Origin of the sequence: Rothia terrae (assembly GCF_012396615.1) — a bacterium.
Lineage (GTDB): Bacteria > Actinomycetota > Actinomycetes > Actinomycetales > Micrococcaceae > Rothia > Rothia terrae.
The window spans coordinates 1-24,267 of the sequence record NZ_JAAXPV010000010.1; the positions used below are offsets into that span (position 1 = coordinate 1).

Annotated in this window: 29 protein-coding genes and 1 pseudogene; all 30 read left to right on the forward strand. The window is 52.1% G+C overall.

Annotation, left to right across the window (positions count from 1 at the left end; translation table 11 throughout):
* Positions 1 to 176 precede the first annotated feature (176 nt).
* The 30 genes and pseudogenes from HF984_RS06605 (at position 177) to HF984_RS11350 (ending at position 23,959) form a co-directional block, all read left to right on the forward strand.
* Positions 177 to 431, forward strand: a complete 255-nt coding sequence (locus HF984_RS06605) for a hypothetical protein (RefSeq protein ID WP_168614895.1) — start codon at positions 177 to 179, stop codon at positions 429 to 431.
* A 9-nt stretch (positions 432 to 440) separates the two neighbouring features.
* Positions 441 to 1,250 carry an AMP-binding protein gene (locus HF984_RS06610; protein WP_343947429.1) on the forward strand — a complete coding sequence of 270 codons (810 nt, stop codon included), beginning with the start codon at positions 441 to 443 and terminating at the stop codon, positions 1,248 to 1,250.
* The gene (locus tag HF984_RS06615) at positions 1,247 to 1,930 is read left to right on the forward strand and encodes an alpha/beta fold hydrolase (RefSeq protein ID WP_247596505.1); all 684 of its coding nucleotides are present in this window, start codon (positions 1,247 to 1,249) and stop codon (positions 1,928 to 1,930) included. The genes HF984_RS06610 and HF984_RS06615 overlap by 4 nt, the downstream gene beginning before the upstream one ends.
* Positions 1,927 to 3,375: an MFS transporter gene (locus tag HF984_RS06620; RefSeq protein WP_168614897.1), complete on the forward strand. Its 1,449-nt coding sequence runs from the start codon at positions 1,927 to 1,929 to the stop codon at positions 3,373 to 3,375. The genes HF984_RS06615 and HF984_RS06620 overlap by 4 nt, the downstream gene beginning before the upstream one ends.
* A 330-nt stretch (positions 3,376 to 3,705) precedes the next feature.
* Positions 3,706 to 4,077, forward strand: coding sequence for a 50S ribosomal protein L14 (gene rplN / locus HF984_RS06625; RefSeq protein WP_168614898.1), 372 nt, complete (start codon positions 3,706 to 3,708; stop codon positions 4,075 to 4,077).
* A 3-nt stretch (positions 4,078 to 4,080) separates the two neighbouring features.
* Complete coding sequence (gene rplX, locus HF984_RS06630) at positions 4,081 to 4,416, forward strand: 50S ribosomal protein L24 (protein ID WP_168614899.1); 336 nt, start codon at positions 4,081 to 4,083, stop codon at positions 4,414 to 4,416.
* A complete protein-coding gene (gene rplE, locus HF984_RS06635) occupies positions 4,416 to 4,976 on the forward strand; it encodes a 50S ribosomal protein L5 (protein WP_168614900.1) in 561 nt (186 codons plus the stop codon). Before rplX ends, rplE begins: the two co-directional genes overlap by 1 nt.
* 74 nt (positions 4,977 to 5,050) lie before the next feature.
* On the forward strand, positions 5,051 to 5,449 hold the full coding sequence (gene rpsH, locus HF984_RS06640; protein WP_168614901.1) for a 30S ribosomal protein S8: 399 nt from the start codon (positions 5,051 to 5,053) through the stop codon (positions 5,447 to 5,449).
* Positions 5,450 to 5,475: 26 nt separating this feature from the next.
* Entirely contained in the window at positions 5,476 to 6,012 is a 537-nt protein-coding gene (gene rplF / locus HF984_RS06645) for a 50S ribosomal protein L6 (RefSeq protein ID WP_168614902.1), read from the forward strand.
* A gap of 2 nt (positions 6,013 to 6,014) precedes the next feature.
* Positions 6,015 to 6,377, forward strand: a complete 363-nt coding sequence (gene rplR, locus HF984_RS06650) for a 50S ribosomal protein L18 (RefSeq protein ID WP_168614903.1) — start codon at positions 6,015 to 6,017, stop codon at positions 6,375 to 6,377.
* A 35-nt stretch (positions 6,378 to 6,412) separates the two neighbouring features.
* Positions 6,413 to 7,072: a 30S ribosomal protein S5 gene (gene rpsE / locus HF984_RS06655; RefSeq protein WP_375546063.1), complete on the forward strand. Its 660-nt coding sequence runs from the start codon at positions 6,413 to 6,415 to the stop codon at positions 7,070 to 7,072.
* Complete coding sequence (gene rpmD, locus HF984_RS06660; RefSeq protein ID WP_168614905.1) at positions 7,072 to 7,281, forward strand: 50S ribosomal protein L30; 210 nt, start codon at positions 7,072 to 7,074, stop codon at positions 7,279 to 7,281. The genes rpsE and rpmD overlap by 1 nt, the downstream gene beginning before the upstream one ends.
* 2 nt (positions 7,282 to 7,283) lie before the next feature.
* Complete coding sequence (gene rplO, locus HF984_RS06665; RefSeq protein WP_168614906.1) at positions 7,284 to 7,739, forward strand: 50S ribosomal protein L15; 456 nt, start codon at positions 7,284 to 7,286, stop codon at positions 7,737 to 7,739.
* A 244-nt stretch (positions 7,740 to 7,983) separates the two neighbouring features.
* The gene (secY, locus tag HF984_RS06670) at positions 7,984 to 9,294 is read left to right on the forward strand and encodes a preprotein translocase subunit SecY (RefSeq protein ID WP_168614907.1); all 1,311 of its coding nucleotides are present in this window, start codon (positions 7,984 to 7,986) and stop codon (positions 9,292 to 9,294) included.
* Positions 9,291 to 9,854 carry an adenylate kinase gene (locus HF984_RS06675; RefSeq protein ID WP_168614908.1) on the forward strand — a complete coding sequence of 188 codons (564 nt, stop codon included), beginning with the start codon at positions 9,291 to 9,293 and terminating at the stop codon, positions 9,852 to 9,854. The genes secY and HF984_RS06675 overlap by 4 nt, the downstream gene beginning before the upstream one ends.
* A 114-nt stretch (positions 9,855 to 9,968) precedes the next feature.
* Positions 9,969 to 10,802 (forward strand): type I methionyl aminopeptidase, encoded by an 834-nt coding sequence (gene map / locus HF984_RS06680; RefSeq protein ID WP_168614909.1) that lies wholly within the window; start codon positions 9,969 to 9,971, stop codon positions 10,800 to 10,802.
* A 24-nt stretch (positions 10,803 to 10,826) separates the two neighbouring features.
* Entirely contained in the window at positions 10,827 to 12,011 is a 1,185-nt protein-coding gene (rlmN, locus tag HF984_RS06685; RefSeq protein WP_168614910.1) for a dual-specificity RNA methyltransferase RlmN, read from the forward strand.
* Between the two features lie 263 nt (positions 12,012 to 12,274).
* A complete protein-coding gene (infA, locus tag HF984_RS06690) occupies positions 12,275 to 12,496 on the forward strand; it encodes a translation initiation factor IF-1 (RefSeq protein ID WP_005505018.1) in 222 nt (73 codons plus the stop codon).
* A gap of 131 nt (positions 12,497 to 12,627) precedes the next feature.
* Positions 12,628 to 12,741: a 50S ribosomal protein L36 gene (gene rpmJ / locus HF984_RS06695; protein ID WP_168614911.1), complete on the forward strand. Its 114-nt coding sequence runs from the start codon at positions 12,628 to 12,630 to the stop codon at positions 12,739 to 12,741.
* 186 nt (positions 12,742 to 12,927) lie between these two features.
* Positions 12,928 to 13,296 (forward strand): 30S ribosomal protein S13, encoded by a 369-nt coding sequence (rpsM, locus tag HF984_RS06700; protein ID WP_168614912.1) that lies wholly within the window; start codon positions 12,928 to 12,930, stop codon positions 13,294 to 13,296.
* Positions 13,297 to 13,367: 71 nt separating this feature from the next.
* Positions 13,368 to 13,772, forward strand: coding sequence for a 30S ribosomal protein S11 (rpsK, locus tag HF984_RS06705; protein WP_168614913.1), 405 nt, complete (start codon positions 13,368 to 13,370; stop codon positions 13,770 to 13,772).
* A gap of 142 nt (positions 13,773 to 13,914) precedes the next feature.
* Positions 13,915 to 14,910, forward strand: coding sequence for a DNA-directed RNA polymerase subunit alpha (locus tag HF984_RS06710; RefSeq protein ID WP_168614914.1), 996 nt, complete (start codon positions 13,915 to 13,917; stop codon positions 14,908 to 14,910).
* A 112-nt stretch (positions 14,911 to 15,022) separates the two neighbouring features.
* Positions 15,023 to 15,703: a 50S ribosomal protein L17, sunset domain variant gene (rplQ, locus tag HF984_RS06715; protein WP_168614915.1), complete on the forward strand. Its 681-nt coding sequence runs from the start codon at positions 15,023 to 15,025 to the stop codon at positions 15,701 to 15,703.
* A gap of 90 nt (positions 15,704 to 15,793) precedes the next feature.
* Positions 15,794 to 16,720: a tRNA pseudouridine(38-40) synthase TruA gene (gene truA / locus HF984_RS06720; RefSeq protein ID WP_311242174.1), complete on the forward strand. Its 927-nt coding sequence runs from the start codon at positions 15,794 to 15,796 to the stop codon at positions 16,718 to 16,720.
* 278 nt (positions 16,721 to 16,998) lie between these two features.
* The gene (gene rplM / locus HF984_RS06725; RefSeq protein WP_168614917.1) at positions 16,999 to 17,442 is read left to right on the forward strand and encodes a 50S ribosomal protein L13; all 444 of its coding nucleotides are present in this window, start codon (positions 16,999 to 17,001) and stop codon (positions 17,440 to 17,442) included.
* Between the two features lie 34 nt (positions 17,443 to 17,476).
* On the forward strand, positions 17,477 to 17,974 hold the full coding sequence (gene rpsI / locus HF984_RS06730; RefSeq protein WP_168614918.1) for a 30S ribosomal protein S9: 498 nt from the start codon (positions 17,477 to 17,479) through the stop codon (positions 17,972 to 17,974).
* A gap of 178 nt (positions 17,975 to 18,152) precedes the next feature.
* Positions 18,153 to 19,232 carry a polyphosphate kinase 2 gene (ppk2, locus tag HF984_RS06735; RefSeq protein WP_168614919.1) on the forward strand — a complete coding sequence of 360 codons (1,080 nt, stop codon included), beginning with the start codon at positions 18,153 to 18,155 and terminating at the stop codon, positions 19,230 to 19,232.
* A 22-nt stretch (positions 19,233 to 19,254) separates the two neighbouring features.
* Positions 19,255 to 20,613 carry a phosphoglucosamine mutase gene (gene glmM, locus HF984_RS06740; protein WP_168614920.1) on the forward strand — a complete coding sequence of 453 codons (1,359 nt, stop codon included), beginning with the start codon at positions 19,255 to 19,257 and terminating at the stop codon, positions 20,611 to 20,613.
* Positions 20,614 to 21,082: 469 nt separating this feature from the next.
* Positions 21,083 to 22,822 (forward strand): annotated as a pseudogene (locus HF984_RS11520) (PTS mannitol transporter subunit IICBA); the annotation flags it as partial.
* On the forward strand, positions 22,817 to 23,959 hold the full coding sequence (locus HF984_RS11350; protein WP_247596513.1) for a mannitol-1-phosphate 5-dehydrogenase: 1,143 nt from the start codon (positions 22,817 to 22,819) through the stop codon (positions 23,957 to 23,959). The pseudogene HF984_RS11520 and the gene HF984_RS11350, both read left to right, overlap by 6 nt.
* The last annotated feature ends 308 nt before the right edge of the window (positions 23,960 to 24,267 follow it).

Consider the following 24,267-nt stretch of genomic DNA (forward strand, 5'->3'; position numbering starts at 1 on the left):
GTTGCAACGGTTCTTCCGGTATGGCTTGAGGTTATTTGTAGAGATTTAACGCTCATATTTTTGCCGCTGGTGGGGCCGTTGTCTAGTTGGTGGGTGTGGGATTTGCTCTTACTTTTGAATAAGCCTCTTCATAGATTTTGCCCTCTTTGCACTTATCTAGCGAAAGAACCATTACTGTGTGTGAAACTCCGTCGCTTCTACCGGTTGCTCCTTACTCCGATGAATTTGCTGAACGCTATCGAAAAGCAGGGATGTGGGTTGATGAGACCATTCCCGAATTTCTTGAAAACTCTTGCACGGACTTTGCAGAAAATCTAGCTGTCGTTGCGGTCTCGCATCAAAAGATGTCACAAGGTGAGTCCGATCTGGTGGCGAGGCTGACGTATGCAGAGCTGCGGGAACAGGCGCTGCTGGCTGCGGCTCGTGTGTGAGACACCGGTGTGCGGCCGGGGGATCGCGTCCTGCTTCAATTACCTAATATCGCCGAATACCTCGTGTATTTATTAGGTATTTTTTGGGCTGGGGGAATTCCCGTCTTTTGTCTTCCTGCTCATCGGGCATCGGATCTAATTCACTTTGCTATAAAATCTGATGCTTCAGCGCATGTATTTTCTTCGCGCACTACCGGTGCAGATTTTCAGCAGCTACACCGGTCAGTCGCCTCGGCTGTGCAGGACCAGCAATGCCGTAGGTTAGCCGGTATCGACGCATCCTTGCCCTATGATACGGAGAAGTCTGAATCTTTCACCCCTGCACAGCCCGTCATCAATACTGATAGGACGCGAAAGAGCGAGCAGGTTGCCTTCTTGCAGCTTTCAGGTGGCACCACGGGGCTTTCCAAGCTCATCCCTAGAACTCACGCTGATTATTTGTATTCGGTGCGTCAGTCGGCGAAGATCTGTCAGCTGAATCAGGAAAGTACCCTGCTAGTTGTTTTGCCTGCATCTCACAAATTCGCCATGAGTTCCGCGGGCATTTTAGGGGCAATATACACCGGTAGCACCATTGTCTTTGCGGCCGATCCTAGCCCGAAAACTGCATTTACTTTAATCGAGCAAGAAAAAGTGAGGGTGGTGCAACTTGTGCCGCCTCTCGCTCAGGCGTGGTTGGCTTCCGCTCCTAAGCGTCAACCCAACCTAGAAACCTTAGAACTGATTCAATACCTCTTCAACGCTCGGATTCATACGAGCACGGCGCGCTGTACTGCATTCATCCGGCGGGTGGATTGTCGTGGTGCTACTCATCGATGACCAAATATCTACCGTGGGATTTCCCGGTGTGGGGTATACAGGCTAGGGGAGTGCTGTCGCCCGATCAACAGCCCGCGTCCTTAGAAGTGATGGCTCGCGATTACTTGGCAGAAATTCGAAAGGTACACCGAGGCGGTCCCCTTCATATTGTGGGTTGGTCTCTGGGCGGTATGGTGGCGCAAGTATTAGCTGCTATTGCCTATGAGGAAGACTTGCCGATCGGCACTGTAGCCTTACTCGATGCTTATCCCTCTGAAGCTGAAAGCAATATTGAGCATCCGCCGTATGAGGACGCGATTTCGTCGGTGCTGGCGATGGCCGGACTCGAAGACGATGTGCTCAACGGGCAATTTACTCCTGCTGCCTTAGCGGAGGCACTGACGGAGCACGCATCGCCGATGGCAGGTTTATCTTCTGACGCGATTGATGCTTTGCTAGTGACTTACCTGAACACTGCAAAGATTTTGAGGGAATATGCGCATCCGGTGCTTGAAACAGATGTGCTGTTCTTTAGCGCGCTGAAAGCTGGTGTGGGTAAAGACCATAATCCTAACGAATGGTTGCCGTACATCGGCGGAGAGCTGAAAGAAATCGGTATTGATTGCACTCACCGTGAGATGACGCAGGCTGGGCCTATGTCACTGATTGGTCCGGCTATTGCGCGGGAGGTTTTGCGATGAGCAAAGCAGTAACTTCTGCTACCGCACCAACGGAGCGCCGACAAATACCGGTAGCTGTTATTGTGATTTATCTGTGCGCGATGGCAATCAATGGTTTTGACGGAACCGTGGTGGTGCCCGTTCTACCAGCAATTGCTCACGATTTTTCGGTGTCCCCGGAGTCGCTTGGATCAATTGAGTGGTCTTTCTTGTTCACATCTGCGGTGGTGTTACCCGCAGCCGCGTGGCTAACGCATTGGCAGGGTACTTCCCGGATTTTTTACTGGTGCTTGGCGGGACTTAGCATCGGTCTTGTCTTATCAGCCTGCGCACCGAACCCAGCGCTACTAGTGGCTGCCCGATTGGTGCAGGGAGCAAGCTCAGGCATTTTGGTGCCGGTTGGTTTAGCGCTGATGTACAAGGACGCAACGGGCGAAGACCGTCTGCGAATTGCCCGGTGGACGCTGGTGCCGCTCACCATTGCACCGATGCTTGGTCCGGTGGTCGGTGGCGTAGTAGCTGAGCATTGGGGATGGCGCTGGATCTTTGGTGCCCTAGCGCTTCTTTCGATGTGTACATGGGCGGCGGCTTATACCCTGCTACCGCGAAAACGCACCATCGATAGTGGTGTGAGAGGTCACCTTGATATTGTGGGGTTGTTCCTGCTGGCTGCGGGCACCGGTGCCCTCACCCTTGTTGCGCCGCTCATGGGCGAATCTATTCAGACTCACGGCATTGTATTCTGGCGCTTTGCGGTGCTAATTGCTGTTGCCGGAGCGGGAGTTATAGCTTTGATCGCGTGTGTCAGGCGAAGTCTGACATCAGAATTCCCGGTATTAGCTCTTGAGGTCTTCCGTTCGCCCCTGTACAGGTTCAGCGTCTTATCTATCAGTACCGCATCACTTGCACTATCGGGCTTCTTGTTTTTCTTGCCGCTCATGCTCAGCGCGCAGGGTCACAGTCTTCAGTCCATTGGGGTAACGATGTTCCCCGAAACTCTGGGGCTTTTATTGGGCAGTCAGATGATGATGCATCTGAATAAGAAGTTCGGTTCTCGATGCACAATGCTCGGTGGCTTGATGGTTGCGCTCGGGGCTTTGATTCCGATACTTCTGATGCAATTGCCACTTGTGGCCGTAGGACTACTTCTTTTGGTCTTTGGTGTCGGTTTGAGCCAGCACGTTTTGCTGGGGCAAGCTGCTGCATTCAATGACATTGCACCGGAGCAAACTGAGGATGCCACTACTTTATTTATCGTGATTCGCACAGTACTGAGTGCGTGGGGAGTGGTGTTGGTGATGTCATTAATCCATGCTGAGCCGAATAGATGGGGGAGTGAACCGTCATATTCCGTTGCTTGTGCGCTGGGGCTTCTGATAGTTGGTGCAGGGGTGTGTCTTCTTGCGCTTCCGGCACATCGATGGCAAGAAGCAACCTCCACAGAGCCGCCTCAAGAACAAGAGTGAACCATGCAGTACACATCACTTTTAATCCTTGAAAACACCCCTGTTACCTGAAAATATGCTGTGCTAAGATTGTAAATCTGTGTGGATTACTCTATCTATACAAACCACGGATTTTTCCGTGCCAAAGCATAATGCCGCTACATCAGTGGGCACTCGCCCGCAACCGATGCGGGTCAAATGTTCCTGGCATGGCCAAATCCCAGGCGTAACCGCTAACCCACTTTTCATCACGAAAAAAGGGACCGGTGCGTCACAATCCCGTAAAAATGTTCCGCAAGGCTGGCCCACAAAATACCGTGCGGTCGGAACCGGTGAGACGACAGGAGAAATATGATTCAGCAGGAGTCACGACTGAAGGTCGCTGACAACACTGGTGCTAAGGAAATCCTTACCATCCGTGTTCTCGGTGGTTCTGCACGTCGTTACGCAGGCATTGGCGACATCATCGTCGCTACCGTCAAGGATGCAATCCCTGGCGGCACCGTAAAGAAGGGCGACGTCGTTAAGGCAGTTGTCGTTCGCACCAAGAAGGAAACCCGTCGCCCGGACGGTTCCTACATCAAGTTTGATGAGAACTCAGCAGTTATCATCAAGAACACTGATGGTGATCCCCGCGGTACCCGTATTTTCGGACCCGTCGGTCGCGAGTTGCGCGATAAGAAGTTCATGAAGATTATCTCGCTCGCTCCGGAGGTGCTCTAACCCATGGCTAAGATTAAGTCAGGCGACCTCGTTCAGGTTATCGCAGGTGCAGACCGCGGTAAGCAGGGCAAGGTACTCAAGGTATTCCCTAAGACCGAACGTGTACTCGTTGAAGGCGTAAAGGTCGTCACCAAGCACACCAAGGCTAACCCGATGACCGGTGCAGCCGGCGGCATTGAAAAGGTTGAGGCTCCGATTCACGTATCAAACGTCGCAATCGTTGATCCCGAGACCAAGAAGCCGACCCGCGTTGGCTACCGCCTCGAGACTGAAGAGCGCAATGGCAAGACCCGCACCAACCGCGTGCGCGTTGCCAAGAGCTCGGGTAAGGACATCTAATGACCGAAACCAAGATCACCCCTCGCCTCAAGACCAAGTTCAACGACGAGGTAACCAAGGCACTGCAGGAAGAATTCTCATACGAGAACGTTATGCAGGCTCCCAAGGTTGTCAAGGTAGTTGTAAACATGGGTGTTGGTGAAGCTGCTAAGGACGCGAAGCTCATGGATGGTGCTGTTCGCGACCTTGCCGCAATCACCGGTCAGAAGCCGATGGTTACCCGTGCAAAGAAGTCAATTGCACAGTTCAAGCTCCGTGAAGGTCAGCCCATCGGTGCGCACGTTACTCTTCGTGGCGATCGCATGTGGGAATTCCTGGATCGTTTGATCTCATTGGCTCTGCCCCGTATCCGCGACTTCCGTGGTCTCTCAGACCGCCAGTTCGACGGCAACGGTAACTACACCTTCGGTTTGACCGAACAGTCAATGTTCCACGAAATCGATCAGGATTCAATCGATCGCGTTCGCGGTATGGATATCACCATTGTGACCTCCGCAAAGACTGACGAAGAAGGCCGCGCACTTATCAAGGCGCTTGGCTTCCCGTTCAAGACCCAGTAACAACTACGTTGTAGGTCCCTCCCAATAATTTTCAAGGGTGAGGAAACCACAGCGAGGAAGGGCTAAAGCCCACTATGACTATGACAGATCCTGTCGCAGATATGCTGACTCGTTTGCGCAACGCAAACTCTGCATACCACGACTCAGTATCTATGCCCAACTCAAAGCTGAAGTCTCACATTGCTGAGATCCTGAAGGCTGAGGGCTACATCGCTGACTTCAAGGTAGAGGACGCTAAGGTTGGCAAGACCTTGACCCTCGAACTGAAGTTCGGCCCCTCACGTGAGCGCTCCATCGTAGGCGTTCGTCGTATCTCCAAGCCGGGTCTGCGTGTATACGCAAAGTCAACCAACCTGCCTCAGGTTCACGGTGGCCTCGGTATCGCAATCCTGTCAACCTCTTCAGGTCTGCTCACTAACAAGCAGGCTGCGAAGAAGGGTGTTGGCGGCGAAGTCGTCGCTTACATCTGGTAGTCGGTAAGAAGAGAAAGGAAGAGCAAATGTCACGTATTGGACGTCTCCCCATCTCGGTTCCTGCCGGCGTTGAGGTTAAGATTGATGGCAACGTAGTTGCTGTAAAGGGTCCCAAGGGCGAACTGTCCCGCGAGATCTCAGCACCTATCACCGTTGCTCAGAATGACGGCGAAATCGTAGTTTCCCGTCCGAACGACGAGCGTGAATCACGCTCACTGCACGGTCTTTCACGCACCCTGATCAACAACATGATCATCGGTGTCACCGAAGGCTACACTAAGAAGCTCGAAATCGTTGGTACCGGTTACCGCGTGATGGCAAAGGGTTCCGACCTGGAATTCGCACTGGGCTACTCACACCCCATCAGCATCAAGGCACCCGAGGGTATCACCTTTGCTGTAGAGGGCGCTAACAAGCTGTCAATCTCAGGTATTGATAAGCAGCTCGTTGGTCACGTAGCAGCTAACATCCGTGGTCTGCGTAAGCCTGATCCCTACAAGGGCAAGGGCGTTCGCTACGAAGGCGAGCAGATCCGCCGCAAGGTCGGAAAGGCTGGTAAGTAATAATGGCTATCAAGACAAAGTCAGCTGCACGCGCACGTCGTCACGCACGCGTTCGCAAGTACATTTCAGGTACTTCAGCACGTCCGCGTCTGAGCGTTACCCGCTCATCACGCCACATGTTCGTTCAGGTTATCGACGATACCAAGGGTCACACCTTGGCATACGCTTCAACCATGGAAGCAGACCTGCGCAACGCATCAGATCTCGATAAGACTGCTAAGGCTAAGCGCGTTGGCGAGCTCGTTGCAGAGCGCGCTAAGGCAGCTGGCGTTGAGTCAGTTGTATTCGACCGCGGTGGTAACAAGTACCACGGTCGTGTAGCAGCAGTAGCTGAAGGCGCACGCGAAGGAGGCCTGGCACTCTAATGAGCGAGCAGACTGTAAACGAAAAGGAAACTCAGGTGACTGAAGCAACTGCAGAAGCAGCTGAAACCACCGAGAACTCCAAGCGCGAAGATCGCCGCAACAACCGCGGCGAGCGTGGCGGCCGTGGCCGTGGCGAGCGCGGTGGCCGCAACAACCGCGGTCGCGAAGAGGAGAAAGACAAGTTCATTGAGCGCGTTGTAACCATTAACCGCGTTTCCAAGGTCGTCAAGGGTGGTCGTCGCTTTAGCTTCACCGCACTCGTCGTTGTTGGTGACGGTAACGGCATGGTTGGCGTTGGCTACGGCAAGGCTAAGGAAGTTCCCGCAGCTATTGCTAAGGGTGTTGAGGAAGCAAAGAAGAACTTCTTCCGCGTTCCCCGCATCGAAGGCCGCACCATTCCTCACCGCGTTCAGGGTGAGCGCGCAGCAGGCGTAGTTATGCTCCGTCCTGCTACCGCAGGTACCGGTGTTATCGCTGGTGGTCCTGTTCGCGCGGTACTTGAAGCAGCAGGTATTCACGACGTGCTCTCCAAGTCACTCGGTTCTTCAAACCAGATCAACATCGTTCACGCAACTATTGAAGCATTGCGTCAGCTCGAGGAACCCGTTGCTGTTGCAGCCCGCCGTGGCCTGCCCAACGACGAGGTTATCCCTGTGTACTTGCTCAACGCTCAGAACGAAAAGGCAGGTGCGTAATGACCGGTAAGCGTATTAAGCCCAGCGACGCAAAACTGGAAATCACCCAGGTCAAGTCCTACGTTGGTGAAAAGCAGAACATGCGCGACACCCTTCGTTCACTCGGTCTCAAGCGTCCGGGTAACACTGTTGTCCGTACTGCTGATGCTGTGACCGTTGGCATGATCAACACTGTCGCTCACCTCGTGAAGGTTGAGGAGGTCAAGTAAAGATGGCAGAACAGAACGACGCTATCAAGATTCACGATCTGCGCCCGGCTCCGGGTGCCCACAAAGCAAAGACCCGCGTTGGCCGTGGCGAAGGCTCAAAGGGTAAGACTGCAGGTCGCGGTACCAAGGGTCAGAAGGCACGTTACCAGGTAAAGGCTGGTTTCGAAGGTGGTCAGCTGCCGCTGCATATGCGCCTTCCGAAGCTCCGTGGCTTCAAGAACCCCTTCCGTACCGAGTACCAGGTTGTTAACTTGGATCGCATCTCAGAACTGTTCCCCGAGGGTGGCGACGTCACCGTTGAGGCACTGGTTGCAAAGGGTGCTGTTCGCAAGAACGAGCTGGTTAAGGTTCTCGGCAACGGCGACCTCACCGTCAAGGTGAACGTTACCGTTGACAAGGCTTCAGCAAGCGCAATCGAGAAGATCGAGGCTGCTGGCGGTTCAGTAACCGTTAAGTAAGTAGCTTTGTAAAAGTGGCTATGTCTTCCCCTTCAAGGGAAGTGCATAGCCACTTTTTGTTTTAAATTTGTTCAGTTTTTCTAAGTTACTTTTCAGCTGTGCGATGTAACCGGTGTTAGCTGGCTTATCTTTTGGTGCGCGAGACTGAAAGTTTGTAGCATTCGCGCTAGACTGTTCAGAAGTATGTATTCAGGTAGGGCAATACTCTGTGTCCTTCCTGAGCGAAAAAATTTCAGGAGGACATGTGCTGAGCGCTTTAGGTCGGGCTTTTAAAACCCCCGATCTGCGAAACAAGCTGTTGTTTACCCTGGGCATTATCGTGATTTACCGTATTGGCGTGTTTATTCCTGCGCCAGGTGTCTCTTTTGGAAACGTGCAGCAGTGTATGGCTACTGCTAGTGCTTCTGGTGGAGTCTTTGACATGGTGAATCTCTTCAGCGGTGGCGCTTTGTTGCAGCTGTCGATTTTTGCTCTGGGTGTGATGCCGTATATTACGGCGAGCATTATTGTGCAGCTTCTACGCGTGGTTATTCCACGATTCCAAGAACTTCATGAAGAGGGCGCGCAGGGTCAGACTAAGCTGACTCAGTACACCCGTTACCTGACTATCGGTCTGGCATTTTTGAACGCGACCACCATCGTGTCATTGGCACGCTCTGGTTCTTTGCTTCCTGGCTGTACTTTGCCTGTTATTCCTGACGATAGCTTGATTCACATTTTGTTGATTATCATTACGCTGGTTGCAGGTACTGGCGTCATTATGTGGCTCGGTGAGCAGATTACTGAAAAGGGCGTTGGCAACGGTATGTCACTGCTTATTTTCACTTCAATCGCATCAAGCTTCCCGACCGCACTGGGCGACATTCAGCGCACCCTGGGCTGGGGAATTTTTGCGGGCATCGTTGCGATTGGTCTGCTGACCATTATTGCTGTGGTCTTCGTTGAGCAGTCTCAGCGTCGCATCCCTGTTCAGTACGCTAAGCGCATGGTTGGACGCCGCACTATCGGTGGTACGACCACTTACATCCCGCTCAAGGTCAACATGGCTGGAGTTATCCCCGTCATTTTTGCATCGTCATTGCTGATGCTCCCGGGTATGCTTGCGCAGTTCAACACCCCGCAGGATGGCTCTGAACCCGCTCCTTGGGTGACTTGGATTAGCACCTACCTGGTGCGCGGCGACCACCCGCTGTATATGCTCTTGTACTTTTTGCTGATTATCGGTTTTGCATACTTCTATGTATCCATTACCTTCAATCCAGAAGAAGTCGCTGGCAACATGAAGAAGTATGGCGGTTTCATTCCGGGCTACCGTGCAGGGCGCCCCACTGAGCGTTACCTCAGCTACGTGTTGAACCGTATTACTTTGCCCGGTGCATTGTACTTGGGCATCGTTGCATTGATTCCGCTGGTTGCGTTGGTTCTGTTCAATGCAAACCAGAACTTCCCGTTCGGTGGTACATCTTTGCTTATTATTGTCGGTGTCGGTCTTGATACTGTGAAGCAGATCGACGCTCAACTCCAACAACGTCATTACGAAGGATTGCTACGATGAATCGTTTGCTCATTATTGGTCCTCCCGGTGCAGGCAAAGGCACCCAGGCTGTTCGCATCGCTGAAAAGCTGAATATCCCTGCCATCTCTACCGGCGATATCTTCCGTAAGAACATTAAGGAAGAAACCGAACTCGGTAAAGAAGCTAAGAGCTACATCGATTCAGGCAACCTGGTTCCTGACTCAGTGACCAACAATATGGTACGTGCTCGTTTGGCTGAAGAAGACGCTTCAAACGGCTTCTTGCTCGACGGTTACCCCCGTAACGTAGCTCAGGTTCAGGAGCTCGACAGCATCCTTGAAGACATGGGTGTTGAGATTGGTCGTGTGCTCTTGCTCGTAGCTGATAACGATGAGCTCGTTCAGCGTCTGCTGAACCGCGCAGCTGAGCAGGGTCGTTCAGATGATAATGAAGAAGTCATTCGTCACCGACTGAAGGTGTATGAGGAAGAAACCGCTCCTTTGGTTGCTCTTTACACCGAGCGCGGTATCGTCAAGGAAATTAACGGCCTTGGTGATATCGATGAGGTTACAGAACGCATCTTGGATGCTCTCAAGTAAATCTTGAGAACGTTGTGCCCCCGGTCATTGCGGGGGCACACTTTTTTAAGCAGTATTAGTTAGTTACGCGCGATGAACCTTACCCCGCGTCCTTGGAAGATAGAAAGAAAATAGATGCGACGTATTGAATATAAAAGTGATGCCCAACTTGCCATGATGGCCAAAGCAGGCGTCGTTACCTCGCGAGCCTTGGACGCGGCAGTTGCAGCTACCCGCCCCGGTGTTACTACCGGTGATCTTGACTTGGCGTTCCGTGAGGTCTTGGCTGAGAATAATGCAACCTCAAACTTCTTGGGGTATTACGATTACCCCGCAACTATTTGCGCGTCTGTAAACGATGAAGTGGTGCACGGTATTCCCGGTTCTAGGGTTCTTGAGGATGGCGATATGATTTCCATCGATGGCGGCGCAATTATCACTGAACCTAGCGGAAAGAAGTGGAACGGCGATTCTGCTCGCACTGTATTGGTCGGAAATATTTCTGATGAGCGTCGTGAGCTTTCAGAAATTACGAGGGCCGCATTGTGGCACGGTATTGCTGCTGCAGCATCAGCCCGCAAGGTCGGTGAAATTGGTGTAGCTATTGAGGACTTTGTGCGTTCAGAAACCGGCGATAAGTACGGCATTATTGAAGATTTTGTGGGCCACGGCATCGGTTCGCAGATGCACATGGCGCCCGATGTGTTGAACTATGCTGCTCGTGATCTCGGTCCGCGCCTCAAAAAAGGTATGGCTCTAGCGATTGAACCGATGCTGGTAACCGGTTCAATTGAGACGACGACTTTAGAGGACGAGTGGACTGTTGTCACCCACGACGGCGGGGACGCGTGTCAGTGGGAACATTCGGTAGCTTTCCATTCTGAAGGTATTTGGGTTCTTACTGCTGAGGACGGCGGTGCATCGGAGCTTTCCAAGCTTGGCGTTACCGTGAAACCGATTCCTGCCTAAGACAGATTTTTACTAAGGATTTTTATGACTGAAACAACCACTAAGACTCCGGTTGAGATCTCACCGATTCGTCCTGAAGCGGGCAAGATCGCGCTGAAGGCTCCTCGCCGTGAACAGCCTCCAAAGCATATTGCTGATTTCGATATGGCTGGTCGTCGTGAGTTCCTTCAGGAGCTGGGGTACAAGCCTTTTCGTGCGTCGCAGCTGTCTAAGCACTATTTTGAGCGCTTGGTGACTGATCCTGAGCAAATGACAGATTTGCCGGCTGCTGAGCGTGAGGAGATGGTTGCTAAGGCTATGCCTCAGCTGCTGACCACAGTGCGTACTCTAGAAGCTGATGGGGGAGACACCCTCAAGGTTGTTCACCGTCTTTTTGATGGGGCTCTCGTTGAGTCTGTGATTATGCGTTATGACAACCGCGTTACGATGTGTATTTCTTCTCAGGCCGGTTGCGGAATGAACTGCCCTTTCTGTGCGACGGGACAGCAGGGGCTTACCCGAAATCTTTCAACCGCTGAAATTGTTGAGCAGGTTGTTGCAGGTGCGCGTTACCTCAAGCAGATGAAGGGCTTAGAAGAAGCAGAAGGCGGTAGTGAAGATACCCGTCCCCTGCGCGTCTCAAACATTGTTTTTATGGGTATGGGCGAGGCTCTTGCTAACTATAAGCGTACTATGGGTGCGGTTCACCGACTCATTGATTCTTCGCCCGAAGGTCTCGGTATTTCTGCTCGCGGTATCACCATGTCGACTGTTGGTTTGGTTCCGGGTATCCGTAAATTTGAGATGGAAGAGTTGCCTGTTACTTTGGCGCTATCTCTTCACGCACCGGATGATGAGCTTCGTGATGAACTGATTCCCATCAACACTCACTGGAAAGTTGATGAAACCTTGGACACGGCATACAGCTATTACCGCACGACCGGTCGCCGTGTGTCTATCGAATACGCGCTTATTCGCGATATCAACGATCAAGGATGGCGCGCTGATCTGCTGGGTAAGAAACTTGCGCAGCGTGGACGCGGCTGGGTACATGTCAACCCGATTCCGCTGAATCCGACCCCCGGTTCTAAATGGACGGCATCACGCAAGGGCGTTGAGCAGAACTTCGTTGAGCGTCTGCGTTCACACGGAATTCCAGTAACTGTCCGCGATACTCGTGGTAGCGATATTGATGGTGCTTGCGGTCAGCTGGCAGCGCAAGACGACTAACCCCTACGAGAGCCCAGAGTAGCGAACCGATAACCAACTGATAAAAATGCATAGCGGGTTTGTTTGATATACAACTCACACAAATTAAGTGAATCAAAGCATTAACTTATTTGACTGAGTACCGTAAACTTATGAGTTGGTTGTCTGTGCCGTTCATAAAACAGGCATCTCTTGTCGCTTTCTGTAAGAAGGCACAGGAGAAACAGATATAACAATCAACTGCCCCTGCAGATGCAGTAGGGCACCGAACGTTAGCGGAGGATATGGCCAAGAAAGACGGCGTCATTGAGATTGAAGGCTCTGTGGTAGAAGCTCTGCCCAACGCAATGTTCCGCGTTGAGCTGGACAACGGTCACAAGGTTCTTGCACACATCTCAGGTAAGATGCGTCAGCACTACATTCGAATCCTACCTGAGGACCGAGTAGTAGTGGAGCTGAGCCCTTACGACCTTTCCCGTGGTCGTATCGTTTACCGCTACAAATAACCACGAACGCAAACGTCGCGCATAGGTGCGGCGTTTACGCCGTGTAAAAGGGGGTAATAGTTCAGTTCACGCTGAACCTCTTATCCCGCAAGTGTCAATGCAAATAATTGCAATCAACGCAAAGGAATGCGATGAAGGTCAAGCCGAGCGTTAAGCCGATCTGCGATAAGTGCAAAGTGATCCGCCGTAATAGCGTGGTCATGGTGATCTGCGAAAACCCGCGCCACAAGCAGCGTCAGGGCTAATTTTTATCCCTCACGCTCTTTAGAGTGAAAAACTGCTTCGATGATAAGAATCGAAGCAGTCACATGAAATAAGGCACCGCTTCTCGTTCAAACGAGAATACCTCCGGATTCAGAGGCCGGGGACCGAAAAGAACTTTCGGGCAGTGATGCCGAAGACCTCTGGTAATAACAAGGAGAACGCCCCATATGGCACGTCTCGCTGGAGTGGATATTCCTCGCGAAAAGCGCGTGGAAGTAGCTCTTACTTACATCTACGGCGTGGGCAAGACCCGTGCAAAGGAAGCTCTTGCTGCAACCGGTGTCTCACCCGACATCCGCGTCAAGGATCTTGACGATCAGCAGCTCGTAGCACTTCGTGACTTCATCGAAGGTAACTACAAGGTTGAAGGTGACCTTCGCCGCGAGGTTGCTGCAGATATCCGCCGCAAGGTAGAAATCGGTAGCTACCAGGGTCTGCGTCACCGTCGTGGTCTGCCGGTACACGGTCAGCGCACCAAGACCAACGCACGTACCCGTAAGGGCCCGAAGCGTACCGTTGCAGGTAAGAAGAAGTAATAAGCGTTGAATCAGTTGAACATTTCTTGCTCAACCAACGCTAATCAACCAACTTTGTAGGAGAATCAATAATGCCTCCCAAGACTCGCGCAGCGGCTGCTCGTAAGCCCCGCCGCAAGGTTAATAAGAATATTGTTGCAGGTCAGGCTCACATCAAGTCAACCTTCAACAACACCATCGTTTCAATCACTGACCCCTCAGGTGCAGTTATCTCCTGGTCATCAGCAGGTGAAATTGGCTTCAAGGGTTCACGTAAGTCAACTCCTTACGCAGCGCAGATGGCTGCTGAGACCGCTGCAAAGCGCGCTCAGGAACACGGCGTTCGCAAGGTAGACGTATTCGTGAAGGGCCCGGGTTCAGGTCGCGAAACCGCAATTCGCTCACTTCAGGCTACCGGCCTCGAAGTTGGCTCAATCCAGGACGTAACCCCCGTTGCTCACAACGGTTGCCGTCCTCCGAAGCGCCGCCGCGTCTAATGTCGGTTCGTCCCGAAGCACGTTAGTTTCGGGCAATCACGTATTCTCGTGATTACAGACGGATCGTTACGTCTGCTTCCTTATCCCTTGTTTTCCCAAACTTGTGAGCTCATATAGCGGATGCTCACTGAAAGGAAACACAGTGCTAATTGCACAGCGTCCTACTTTGAGTGAAGAAGTAGTAGCGGATAACCGCTCACGCTTCACCATTGAGCCCTTGGAACCCGGCTTCGGCTACACCTTGGGCAATTCGCTTCGTCGTACTCTGCTTTCTTCAATCCCCGGTGCTGCTGTAACCAGCGTTCGCATCGACGGTGTGCTGCACGAATTCAGCACGGTTGAGGGCGTTTCTGAAGACGTTACCGAGATTATCCTGAACATCAAGAAGCTCTCAGTATCTTCAGAAAACGACGAGCCTGTAACTGCTTACCTGCGCAAGCAGGGCCCCGGTGAACTCACCGCAGCAGACATTGAGGTACCTGCAGGTGTTGAAATCCATAACCCGGAACTTCACATCGCAACCCTCAACGCTAAGGCTAACTTTGACGCTGAACTGACCATCGAACGTGGCCGTGGCTACGTTTCGGCAGCTCAGAACAAGACCGGTGACTCAGAAATCGGCCGTATTCCGGTTGACTCCATCTACTCACCTGTTCTCAAGGTAACCTTCCGCGTGAGCGCAACCCGCGTTGAGCAGCGCACTGACTTTGATCGTCTTACTTTGGACGTTGAAACCAAGGAAGCTATTGCTCCTCGCGACGCAGTTGCATCAGCAGGTAGCACCCTGGTAGAGCTCTTCGGTCTTGCACGCGAACTCAACACCGCTGCAGAAGGTATCGAAGTTGGTCCGTCACCCGCTGACGAATCAATGGCAGCTGACCTGGCTCTTCCAATCGAAGATCTTGAAATGTCCGTACGTTCGTACAACTGCCTCAAGCGTGAAGGCATCCACACTGTGGGTGAACTTGTAACTCGCTCAGAGGCAGATCTCATGGACATCCGTAACTTCGGTGCAAAGTCAATTGACGAAGTCAAGGCTAAGCTCACTGAGCTCGGCTTGGCTCTCAAAGACTCACCTCCCGGTTTTGACCTAGCTTCACGTGCATACGATGAAGACGGTTACGGTAACGAGTTCTAAGACTAAAACGGTCCGCACCTCATTGCTAGGTGCCTCAACGTCATAAACTTGGTTTCTTGTCGCTTCCACAGGTGGAATCACACAGGAAACAAAAACCATGGAGAAATAAGATATGCCTACTCCCACTAAGGGTCCCCGCCTCGGCGGTAGCCCGACTCACGAGCGTCTGATGCTCAACAACCTGTCACAGCAGCTGTTCGAGCACAAGCGCATTACCACCACTGTTACCAAGGCAAAGCGTCTGCGCCCCGTTGCAGAGCGCCTCATCACCTTCGCTAAGAAGGGTGACTTGGCAGCACGTCGTCGCGTTCTGCGTTCACTGACCGACAAGTCAGTTGTTCACGAACTCTTCACCGTTATCGCTCCCGCAATGGCAGAGCGTCCTGGTGGGTACACCCGCATCACCAAGATCGGTAACCGCAAGGGCGACAACGCTCCCATGGCAGTTATCGAACTGGTTATGGAGCCCGTAGCATCAAAGGGCGCAGTAGCTGAGGCAACCAAGGTTGCTGAAACCGCTGCTCCTGCTGAAGAAGCTCCCGCGGTAGCAGCACCCGCTGCTGAAGCAACTTCAACCGAACTTCCTGCTGGTGCACACGCACCCATCGAGTCCGGCGAAGCGCCCGAGGGTTTCGAGATCAAGGGCAACTCAGGCTCAATGAAGTACCACGTACCCGGCTCACGCTGGTACGCAAACACTCAGGCTGAGATCTGGTTCGATACCAAGGAATCAGCTGAGGCAGCAGGCTACGCACCCGCAGGTGGCGCAGCCGCTCAGACCATCTCAGAGTAATCTGATTTAGGTTTTATACTTCATGAAAATCCGTTGCTCACTGGTACAGTGAGCAACGGATTTTTCTTTTAAACGGTGAACGGTGTGTACGTGGAATCTAATTTTCAGCGGGTTCGGATTGATCTTGCCTATGACGGCGGAGCTTTTGCAGGCTGGGCAAAACAACCCGGTTTGGTGACTGTTCAAGGATGCTTGGAACAGGCGCTTGCGCTCATAACCAGAGTTGACCTACAGGTAACGGTTGCGGGACGAACGGATGCCGGTGTTCACGCATCGGCGCAGACTGTTCATGTTGATATTCCTCGTGAAAATTGGGCTAGAATTCCTGGTAGAAGCAAGAGGGCACCAAAAATTGCGCTGGAAACTCGTTTGCGTGGGGCGATGACGCGGGTGCTTGCCGATGCTGAAGCTCAGCTGGGGTTGCCTAGCACTATGCGAGGTTTCATGCAGGGGGCTATCTCAATTCATCATGTCTCAGCGGTTTCAGCTGATTTTGATGCTCGGTTTTCGGCGTTATCGCGTAGATACGAGTACCTTATTGCCGATAACTCCCTACACCAAGCTCTTCCTGTTCAGCGTCTGAGCTGCTGGCAAGTTGAAAGTTCATTGGACATTGATTCTATGAACAACGCGGCTCGAGAGCTTCTTGGGCTCCATGACTTTTTATCGTTTTGTAAACCACGTGTTGGTGCGACGACTATCAGGGAGCTACGAGAGCTTGAATTTGAGCGTCGTGACGATGCAGTCATTGCCGCTCGCATTGTTGCGGATGCATTTTGCCATAATATGGTGCGATCACTGGTGGGCTCTTTGGTGATGCTGGGAGCAGGGGAGCGTTCGTATGAGTGGCTGCTAGACCGCATTGAAAATCCTCAACGGGACGCCACCGTAAAGTTAGCACCGGCTAATGGGCTTAGCCTGGCGGAGATTTCTTATCCCGAAGCGGCTCACTATAAAACCCAAGCTGAACGTACCCGTAATACTCGGAAATTACCGGTAGAAAAGCGTCCTAAATAACAACGATGGCATTTACTGCGGTTTAAGTGTCCTTAATCCCTTATTAAATATGGATTAAGGGCTGTATCTACTGTATAGTTTCATACGTTGTGCGTGTTCCACCCTGATTCACGCGTACCATCTGACGGTCCAGTTGCAGGATGACACGCAGATAGGTGCCCAGGGGATGTGAACGAGCAGTTAGCTTCTGGTCCTCACCCAGATCCTGCTATCGCACGTGGTAATAGGCGCGATACCCAACTAGCGCCGACATGAACAAACGAGACAAAGGCGAAATTTTGCGCACTTACACTCCGAAACCCGGCGAAGTAGAGCGCCAGTGGCACGTTATTGACGCTACTGACGTTGTTCTGGGTCGTCTTGCAAGCCAGACCGCTATTCTTCTTCGCGGTAAGCACAAGCCCACTTTTGCACCCCACGTTGACACCGGTGACTCAGTTATCATCATCAACGCTGAAAAGGTTGCACTGACCGGCGCTAAGCTCGAGCAGAAGCGTGCATACCGTCACTCAGGCTACCCCGGTGGTCTGCAGTCAGTTAACTACGCAGAACTGTTGGAAACCAACCCCGTTCGCGCAGTTGAGAAGGCTGTTAAGGGTATGCTCCCCAAGAATAAGCTTGCAGCTCAGCAGCTTAAGAACCTCAAGGTCTACGCAGGTGCAGAGCACCCGCACGCTGCACAGCAGCCCAAGACCTACGAATTCAACCAGGTCGCCCAGTAATTCGGGCCTACGAAGACAACTTTAAGGAGAAATCGTGGCTCAGAACGAAGAGCAGATTGTAAACGAGGAAGAGCTCACCAGCTACACCTCAGAATCCTCAGCTCCTGTAGCAGAGGCAGCTAAGGCAAACCGTCCTGCACTGACCGTTTCAGGTCAGGCAGTTGGTCGCCGTAAGGAAGCTATTGCACGCGTACGCGTTGTGCCTGGCTCAGGTCAGTGGACCGTTAACGGTCGAACCCTGGATAACTACTTCCCCAACAAGTTGCACCAGCAGGAAGTAAACGATCCGTTCAAGCTTCTTGAACTCGAAGGCGCATACGACGTTATCGCTCGTATCTCCGGCGGTGGCCCCTCAGGTCAGGCTGGTGCACTTCGCCTCGGTGTTTCACGCGCGCTGAACGAAATCGATACCGAGAACAACCGTCCTGCACTGAAGAAGGCAGGCTTCCTTACCCGTGACGCACGCGTTATCGAACGTAAGAAGGCTGGTCTTAAGAAGGCACGCAAGGCTTCACAGTTCTCAAAGCGTTAATCAACGTTTCGACTTCGTGTCGTATCTTGTACAAAGGGCTTCTTCCCTCAAGGGAAGGAGCCCTTTGGGTTTTAAAAAAACCAAGACAAAATAGCTGTATGACTTTAACGCAATACTTCGGGGAATACGTGAGGGAACATACAATTAAGGCATCTATGTGAGACAAAGGAGACCTAGAATGCCATCACAGCAGCCCTCACGTCGCCCTTCAGCAAAGGGCGCTTCGCGTACATCGGAAACTACGAAGTCTGAAACCCAGGCGGATAAGACTACACCTGCTACCTCGGAGAGCGATGAGCGTAAAGACGCCGTCAAAGCTGCCCTGAAGCGCGAGGCGAGGCGTCCTTCAGTGGTGAGTGACTACGCCGCTGAACTTGATGAAATTGCGTCATTAACTCACCGCCTCAACGGGAACAACGATAGCTCCGATGCCTGGAAAAAGGGCTACCCCTACGATGAAAAGATGAGCCGCAAAGAGTACGAAAAGACAAAGCGTGCCCTGCAGATTGAACTGCTGAAATTGCAGCTCTGGTTTAAAGAGACCGGTCAGAAGGCACTCATTATTTTTGAAGGACGCGACGCGGCAGGTAAAGGTGGGGCCATTAAGCGTTTTACCGAGCACCTGAATCCTCGAGGATCACGCGTCGTCGCACTTGAAAAGCCTACCGAAGTTGAGCAGACCCAGTGGTATTTTCAGCGTTATATCGCGCACCTGCCTTCAGGCGGTGAAATCGTGATGATGGACCGCTCGTGGTACAACCGTGCCGGTGTCGAGAGGGTGATGGGCTACTGCACCTCGCAACAGTACTATGAGTTCATGCGAGAGGTGCCAGAGCTTGAGCGTATGCTGGTGAATTCGGGAACTAAACTCATTAAATTCTGGTTCTCTGTAACGCGAGCGGAGCAGCTGGCTAGGTTCAACTCGCGGCGTACCGATCCTGTACGCCAGTGGAAGCTTTCGCCCACAGATTTGGCCTCACTTGATAAGTGGGATGACTATACGGCGGCTAAAGAGGCAATGTTCTTCTATACTGATACAGGAGACGCGCCTTGGACTGTTATTAAATCCAATGACAAAAAACGCGCGCGTCTAGAAGCAATGCGTCATGTACTCGCTCAATTCGAATACCCCAACAAGGACTATTCAGTGGTTGGTACCACCGATCCTTTGGTTGTCGGACCAGCGTCCGCGGTATTTGAGGAGGACGAACTTGAGAATCCTTCGGGTTTTCCAGTTCTAAAAGATGACACAAAGTAAACACGGCGTAGAATGAAGCGTGATGTCACAAAGATTATTTGGTACCGACGGTGTACGCGGTCTAGCTAACGAAAAGATTACCGCTGAGCTTGCTTTGAAGCTGGCTCAGGCGGCTTCAGTAGTTCTTGGTCATAGAGCAAAGGCGGAGGGGCAACGTCCCCGCGCGGTAATTGCCCATGACTCTCGCATTAGCGGTGAGTTCATTGGTGCAGCGATGATGGCGGGTTTTGCAAGCTCAGGTGTTGATGTATTCGACGCCGGTCTTGTGCCGACTCCTGCATGCGCTTACCTCGTTGCTTCAACCGAAGCGGACTTTGGCGTAATGATTTCAGCATCGCATAACCCCGCTGAAGATAACGGCATTAAGTTCTTGGCACGCGGTGGTAAGAAGCTTGATGACGCTATTGAAGACGAGATTGAGGCTCTGTACCGTTCAGAGAAATTTGATTTTCCGACCCACGGCGATGTGGGACGAATCAAGGTTCTTGCCGATGGCGAAGATCGCTACGTGACCCACTTGATTTCAACGATGCCTGACCACCGAGGCCTGTCTGGTCTCACGGTTGTTTTGGACTGCGCAAACGGTGCTTCATCTGGCGTCTCGCCAGACGCTTTCCGTGCCTTGGGCGCAAAAGTGCACGTTATTGGTGCTGAGCCTAATGGCACCAACATCAATGACGGCTTTGGTTCAACCCACCCTGAAATTTTGCAGGAAGCTGTGAAGTTTATTCAGGCTGATTTCGGTATTGCTCATGATGGTGATGCTGACCGTTGCATGGCTGTTGACGAACAGGGAAACCTGGTCGACGGCGATCAGATTATGTCGATCTTGGCAGTTGCTATGAAAGAAGCGGGCAAGCTCAAGGACAACACTCTGGTTGCAACCGTTATGTCTTCGCTGGGGCTTGAGCTGTATCTCAAGGAACAGGGCATTAAGTTGGAGCGTACCGCTGTGGGTGACCGCTACGTCCTCGAAGCTATGCGCGACACCGGGTACAACTTAGGTGGTGAACAGTCTGGCCACGTCATTATGAGTGACCACGCAACCACTGGTGACGGTGTGCTGACCGGTCTGCACCTTGCGGCTGAAATTGTGCGCACCGGTTTGCCGCTTTCTGAGCTTGCTAACCGTATGCAGGCAACTCCTCAGAAGCTAATCAACGTCAAGAACGTTGATCGTTACGGTATTGATAACAGCGATGCGCTACAGTCTGAAATTTCAGCTGTGGAAACCGAGCTGGGGGAGACCGGGCGTGTTCTTTTGCGAGCGTCCGGCACTGAGCCTTTGGTACGCGTGATGGTCGAGGCTGCTACTCAGGAAGAAGCAGACTCGTACGCTCAGCGTCTTGCCGATGTTGTAGCTAAGGAACTTGCGCTTTAGACACGATTGTCTTTGATGACGGGGGTTCACCTTTCGATAATGAAAGGTGAACCCTCATTTTTCGTATGGAAAGCTAGCTGCGAGAAAACAAGACTACTTGGTATAAAAATCAGGCAAAAGTTTCTGTGTCGGGTAACCCAGAAAACCGCGTTCAATCTGGTAATGGGGTGTAGTTTTGACCCTAAGGGCTAAGCTGTCTAGACAGGTTGTCTAATGCCTTGCCCATTTCACTGCAAAAATACTCAATGTTCTTTGAAAGAACTATGTCTACGACAACTACTGAAAAGGCCAGCGTACGCGTTCGCGTGTAGCGCTTTGGTACTTTCCTCTCCTCAATGATTATGCCCAATATCGGTGCATTCATTGCATGGGGTCTTATTACTGCTCTGTTTATTCCAAAGGGCATTATTCCCGCACTTTCCCCTCAGCAACTGACTTCAGCGCCAAGGTTGCATTCATGGTTGACCCCATGGTGTTTTACCTCTTGCCGATTCTGATTGCTTACACCGGCGGTAAGCTGATTTACGAACACCGCGGTGGCGTTGTTGGCGCAACTGCAACTATGGGCGTTATCCTCGGTACCTCATCAGAACTCTTCGTTGGTCCTGAAGGTGCTAAGCCACCGATGTTCCTCGGCGCAATGATCATGGGCCCTCTGGCCGCATGGTGCATGAAGAAACTTGACGGCCTGTGGGACGGTAAAATCAAGCCCGGCTTTGAGATGCTCGTTAACAACTTCTCAGCCGGTATTTTCGCTGCAATCGCCGCGATGCTGTCGATGTTCTTCCTCAGCCCCATTATGCATTTTGTTCAGTCAGTTCCCGGTGCAATCGTTGACTGGTTGATTTCTCACAACCTCTTGCTGCTCACCTCATTGCTGATTGAGCCCGCAAAGGTTCTGTTCCTGAATAACGCCATTAACCACGGCTTGCTAACCCCGCTAGCGGTACAGCAGTCACTCGAACAGGGCAAGTCACTGCTCTACCTGCTTGAAGCTAACCCCGGCCCCGGTTTCAGTATTCTTCTTGCGTACATGTTCTTTGGCCGCGGTTCAGCTAAGGCAACTGCGCCCGGTGCGGCAGTCATCCACTTCTTGGGTGGTATTCACGAGATTTACTTCCCCTACGTCTTGATGAAGCCTCAGCTCATGATCGCTGCCATCGCAGGTGGTATGAGCGGTATCACTGTTGAGAGCATCTTCAAGGTTGGCTTGGTTGGCCCCGCAGCTCCCGGTTCAATCTTTGCTGTTGCCGCTATGACCTCACGCGATAGCTACTTGGGTATGGCGCTTGGCGTACTTGCCGCAACCGCTGTGTCATTCATTATCTCTGCACTGATCCTCAAGTTCTCTAGGCAGGAACAGGGCGATCTCGCCGCTGCTGCAGAGAAGATGCAGGACATGAAGGGTAAGAAGTCATCTGTTGCTGGCGCTTTTGCAACTTCAGATAACAACAGCAACAAGAAGATTGAAAAGATTGTATTTGCTTGCGACGCTGGCATGGGTTCATCTGCAATGGGCACACCTGTTCTGCGTAACAAGATTAAGGACGCGGGCCTTGGCGACAAGGTAACTGTTATCAACTCAGCGATTAACAACCTGAAAGACGAGTACGATCTGCTCGTTTCTCACCAGGATCTCGGTGACCGCGCAGCAGCGCCGACTCCTTCAGCTATCCACGTTGCCGTTGATAACTTCATAGGATCACCGCGTTACGACGAAATTGTTGAAAAGCTTCAGGAACAGTACTCCGATGCCCCTGCAACTCAGCAGACCGCTCCTGCGGCTGAGACTGTAGCACCCGCATCCGCAGGTACTGCTGCAGCTACCAACTCTCACATTGCATCTACCAAGGGCGGCGCAGTTCGCGCGGTAGATAACTCAAACTATGTGCTGACTAAGAAGTCCATCGTCATGGATGGCGTAGCATCATCCCGTGCAGAAGCTATCGACCAGGCTGGTCACCTACTGGTTAACACCGGTTCAGTGGATCAGTCATATGTTGCAGCGATGCACGAGCGTGAAGCATCCGTATCAACCTTCATGGGTAATGGACTCGCAATTCCTCACGGCACTAACGAAGCCAAGAGCGCAATCTACGACTCCGCGATGTCCTTTACTTGCTACAACGAGCCCGTAGACTGGAACGGTAAGCCCGTAAAGTTCGTCATCGGTATTGCTGGTGCCGATGGTGAACACCTCGAACTGCTTCAGAAGATTGCAAAGATTTTCTCATCAAAGGCGTCGGTAACTCAGCTTGAAGAAGCAGGCTACGAACTCGTTTTCTCCGATGTAGCAGCACCTGTTATCGACAAGCTCAATTCCCTGAAATCATACACCGTCCACGAAGTTGGACACGACCCCAAAGACATTGAGATTAAAAAATTCCGCGGTATTAACTCCGCTGAGAAACCCGAGGCCTTGGCTGAAGAAATCGCAACTTCAGATGTTGTGACTACTGCAGTTGGTCCCACCATTCTTAAGTTTGTTGCTAAGAATATTGCTGAAGGCCTCGAAAAGCGTGCTGCTGCTGGAGCTTCAGGCAAGGTTGCTGTCATGGCGTGTGAAAACGCTATTAACGCAACTGATATTCTTGCTGCCGCTGTTCGTGAGCATTACCCGACAGCGGATAACGTAGCTGTCTTTGCGAACACCGCAGTTGACCGCATCGTCCCTGCACAGGATCCCGGTGAAGGCCTGGATGTTACCGTAGAGAACTACTACGAATGGGCCATTGAAACTGGCCCCTTCGGTGATAGCCACCCGGATATCCCCGGTGCAACGTGGGTCGATGACCTCGCCCCGTACATCACCCGTAAGCTCTTTACCGTGAATACCGGTCACGCAACCACCGCTTACTTTGGTCGTGCGGCTGGAATCTCAAAGATTTCTGAGGTTCTTGAAAGCGATGATATCCGCGCCAAGGTTGAAGCTACGCTGGCAGAAACCAAGGACCTTATCGTCCGTAAGTTCGGTTTTGAGCCCGAGGTTCAGCAGGTATACATCGAGAAGATTATCTCTCGCTTTGAGAACCCGCACCTGCCTGACACCGTAGAACGTGTAGGTCGCGGTCCTCTGCGTAAGATTTCACGCCACGAGCGTTTTATCGGTCCGGTAGCGGAGCTTGCTGAGATGGGCCGCCCCACCGATGCACTTCTAGCAACGGTCGAGGTGCTGCTGGCCTTTGATGTTGCTGAGGATGAAGAGTCACAGCAGCTTCAAGCTAAGTTGGCATCGCTCAAGGCAGGGGAGACAACTCCTGCGGTGCTGGCAACCGAACTCACCGGTATTGAATCAGGTCACCCGCTCTTCGGCGGCCTTGAGAAGGTGTTCGCTAAGTTTGCATAAGCAATAAAGCACAGAATAAAGCCGGATGCTTTGTCCCCGTGAGGGGCGGAGCATCCGGCTTTTTCGTTGGGTGATACCTTACTGTGAAATATATTTATAGGTGCTAAAAGCCCTCTTCAATGGCAGCGACGACCGACGATCCTTTCTCATTCTCTGCTTTATTTTCCAGTGAATCCGTGCAAGACTCAGCTAGCTTAGCGGTCGTTGGATATACTGGCGAGCCATCAGCTAGTGAACGCTATCTGAGCTTTAAGAGAAGAATTAGGATAAGAAAAAAGGGGCTGATCAAAAGATCAGCCCCTAAGTTA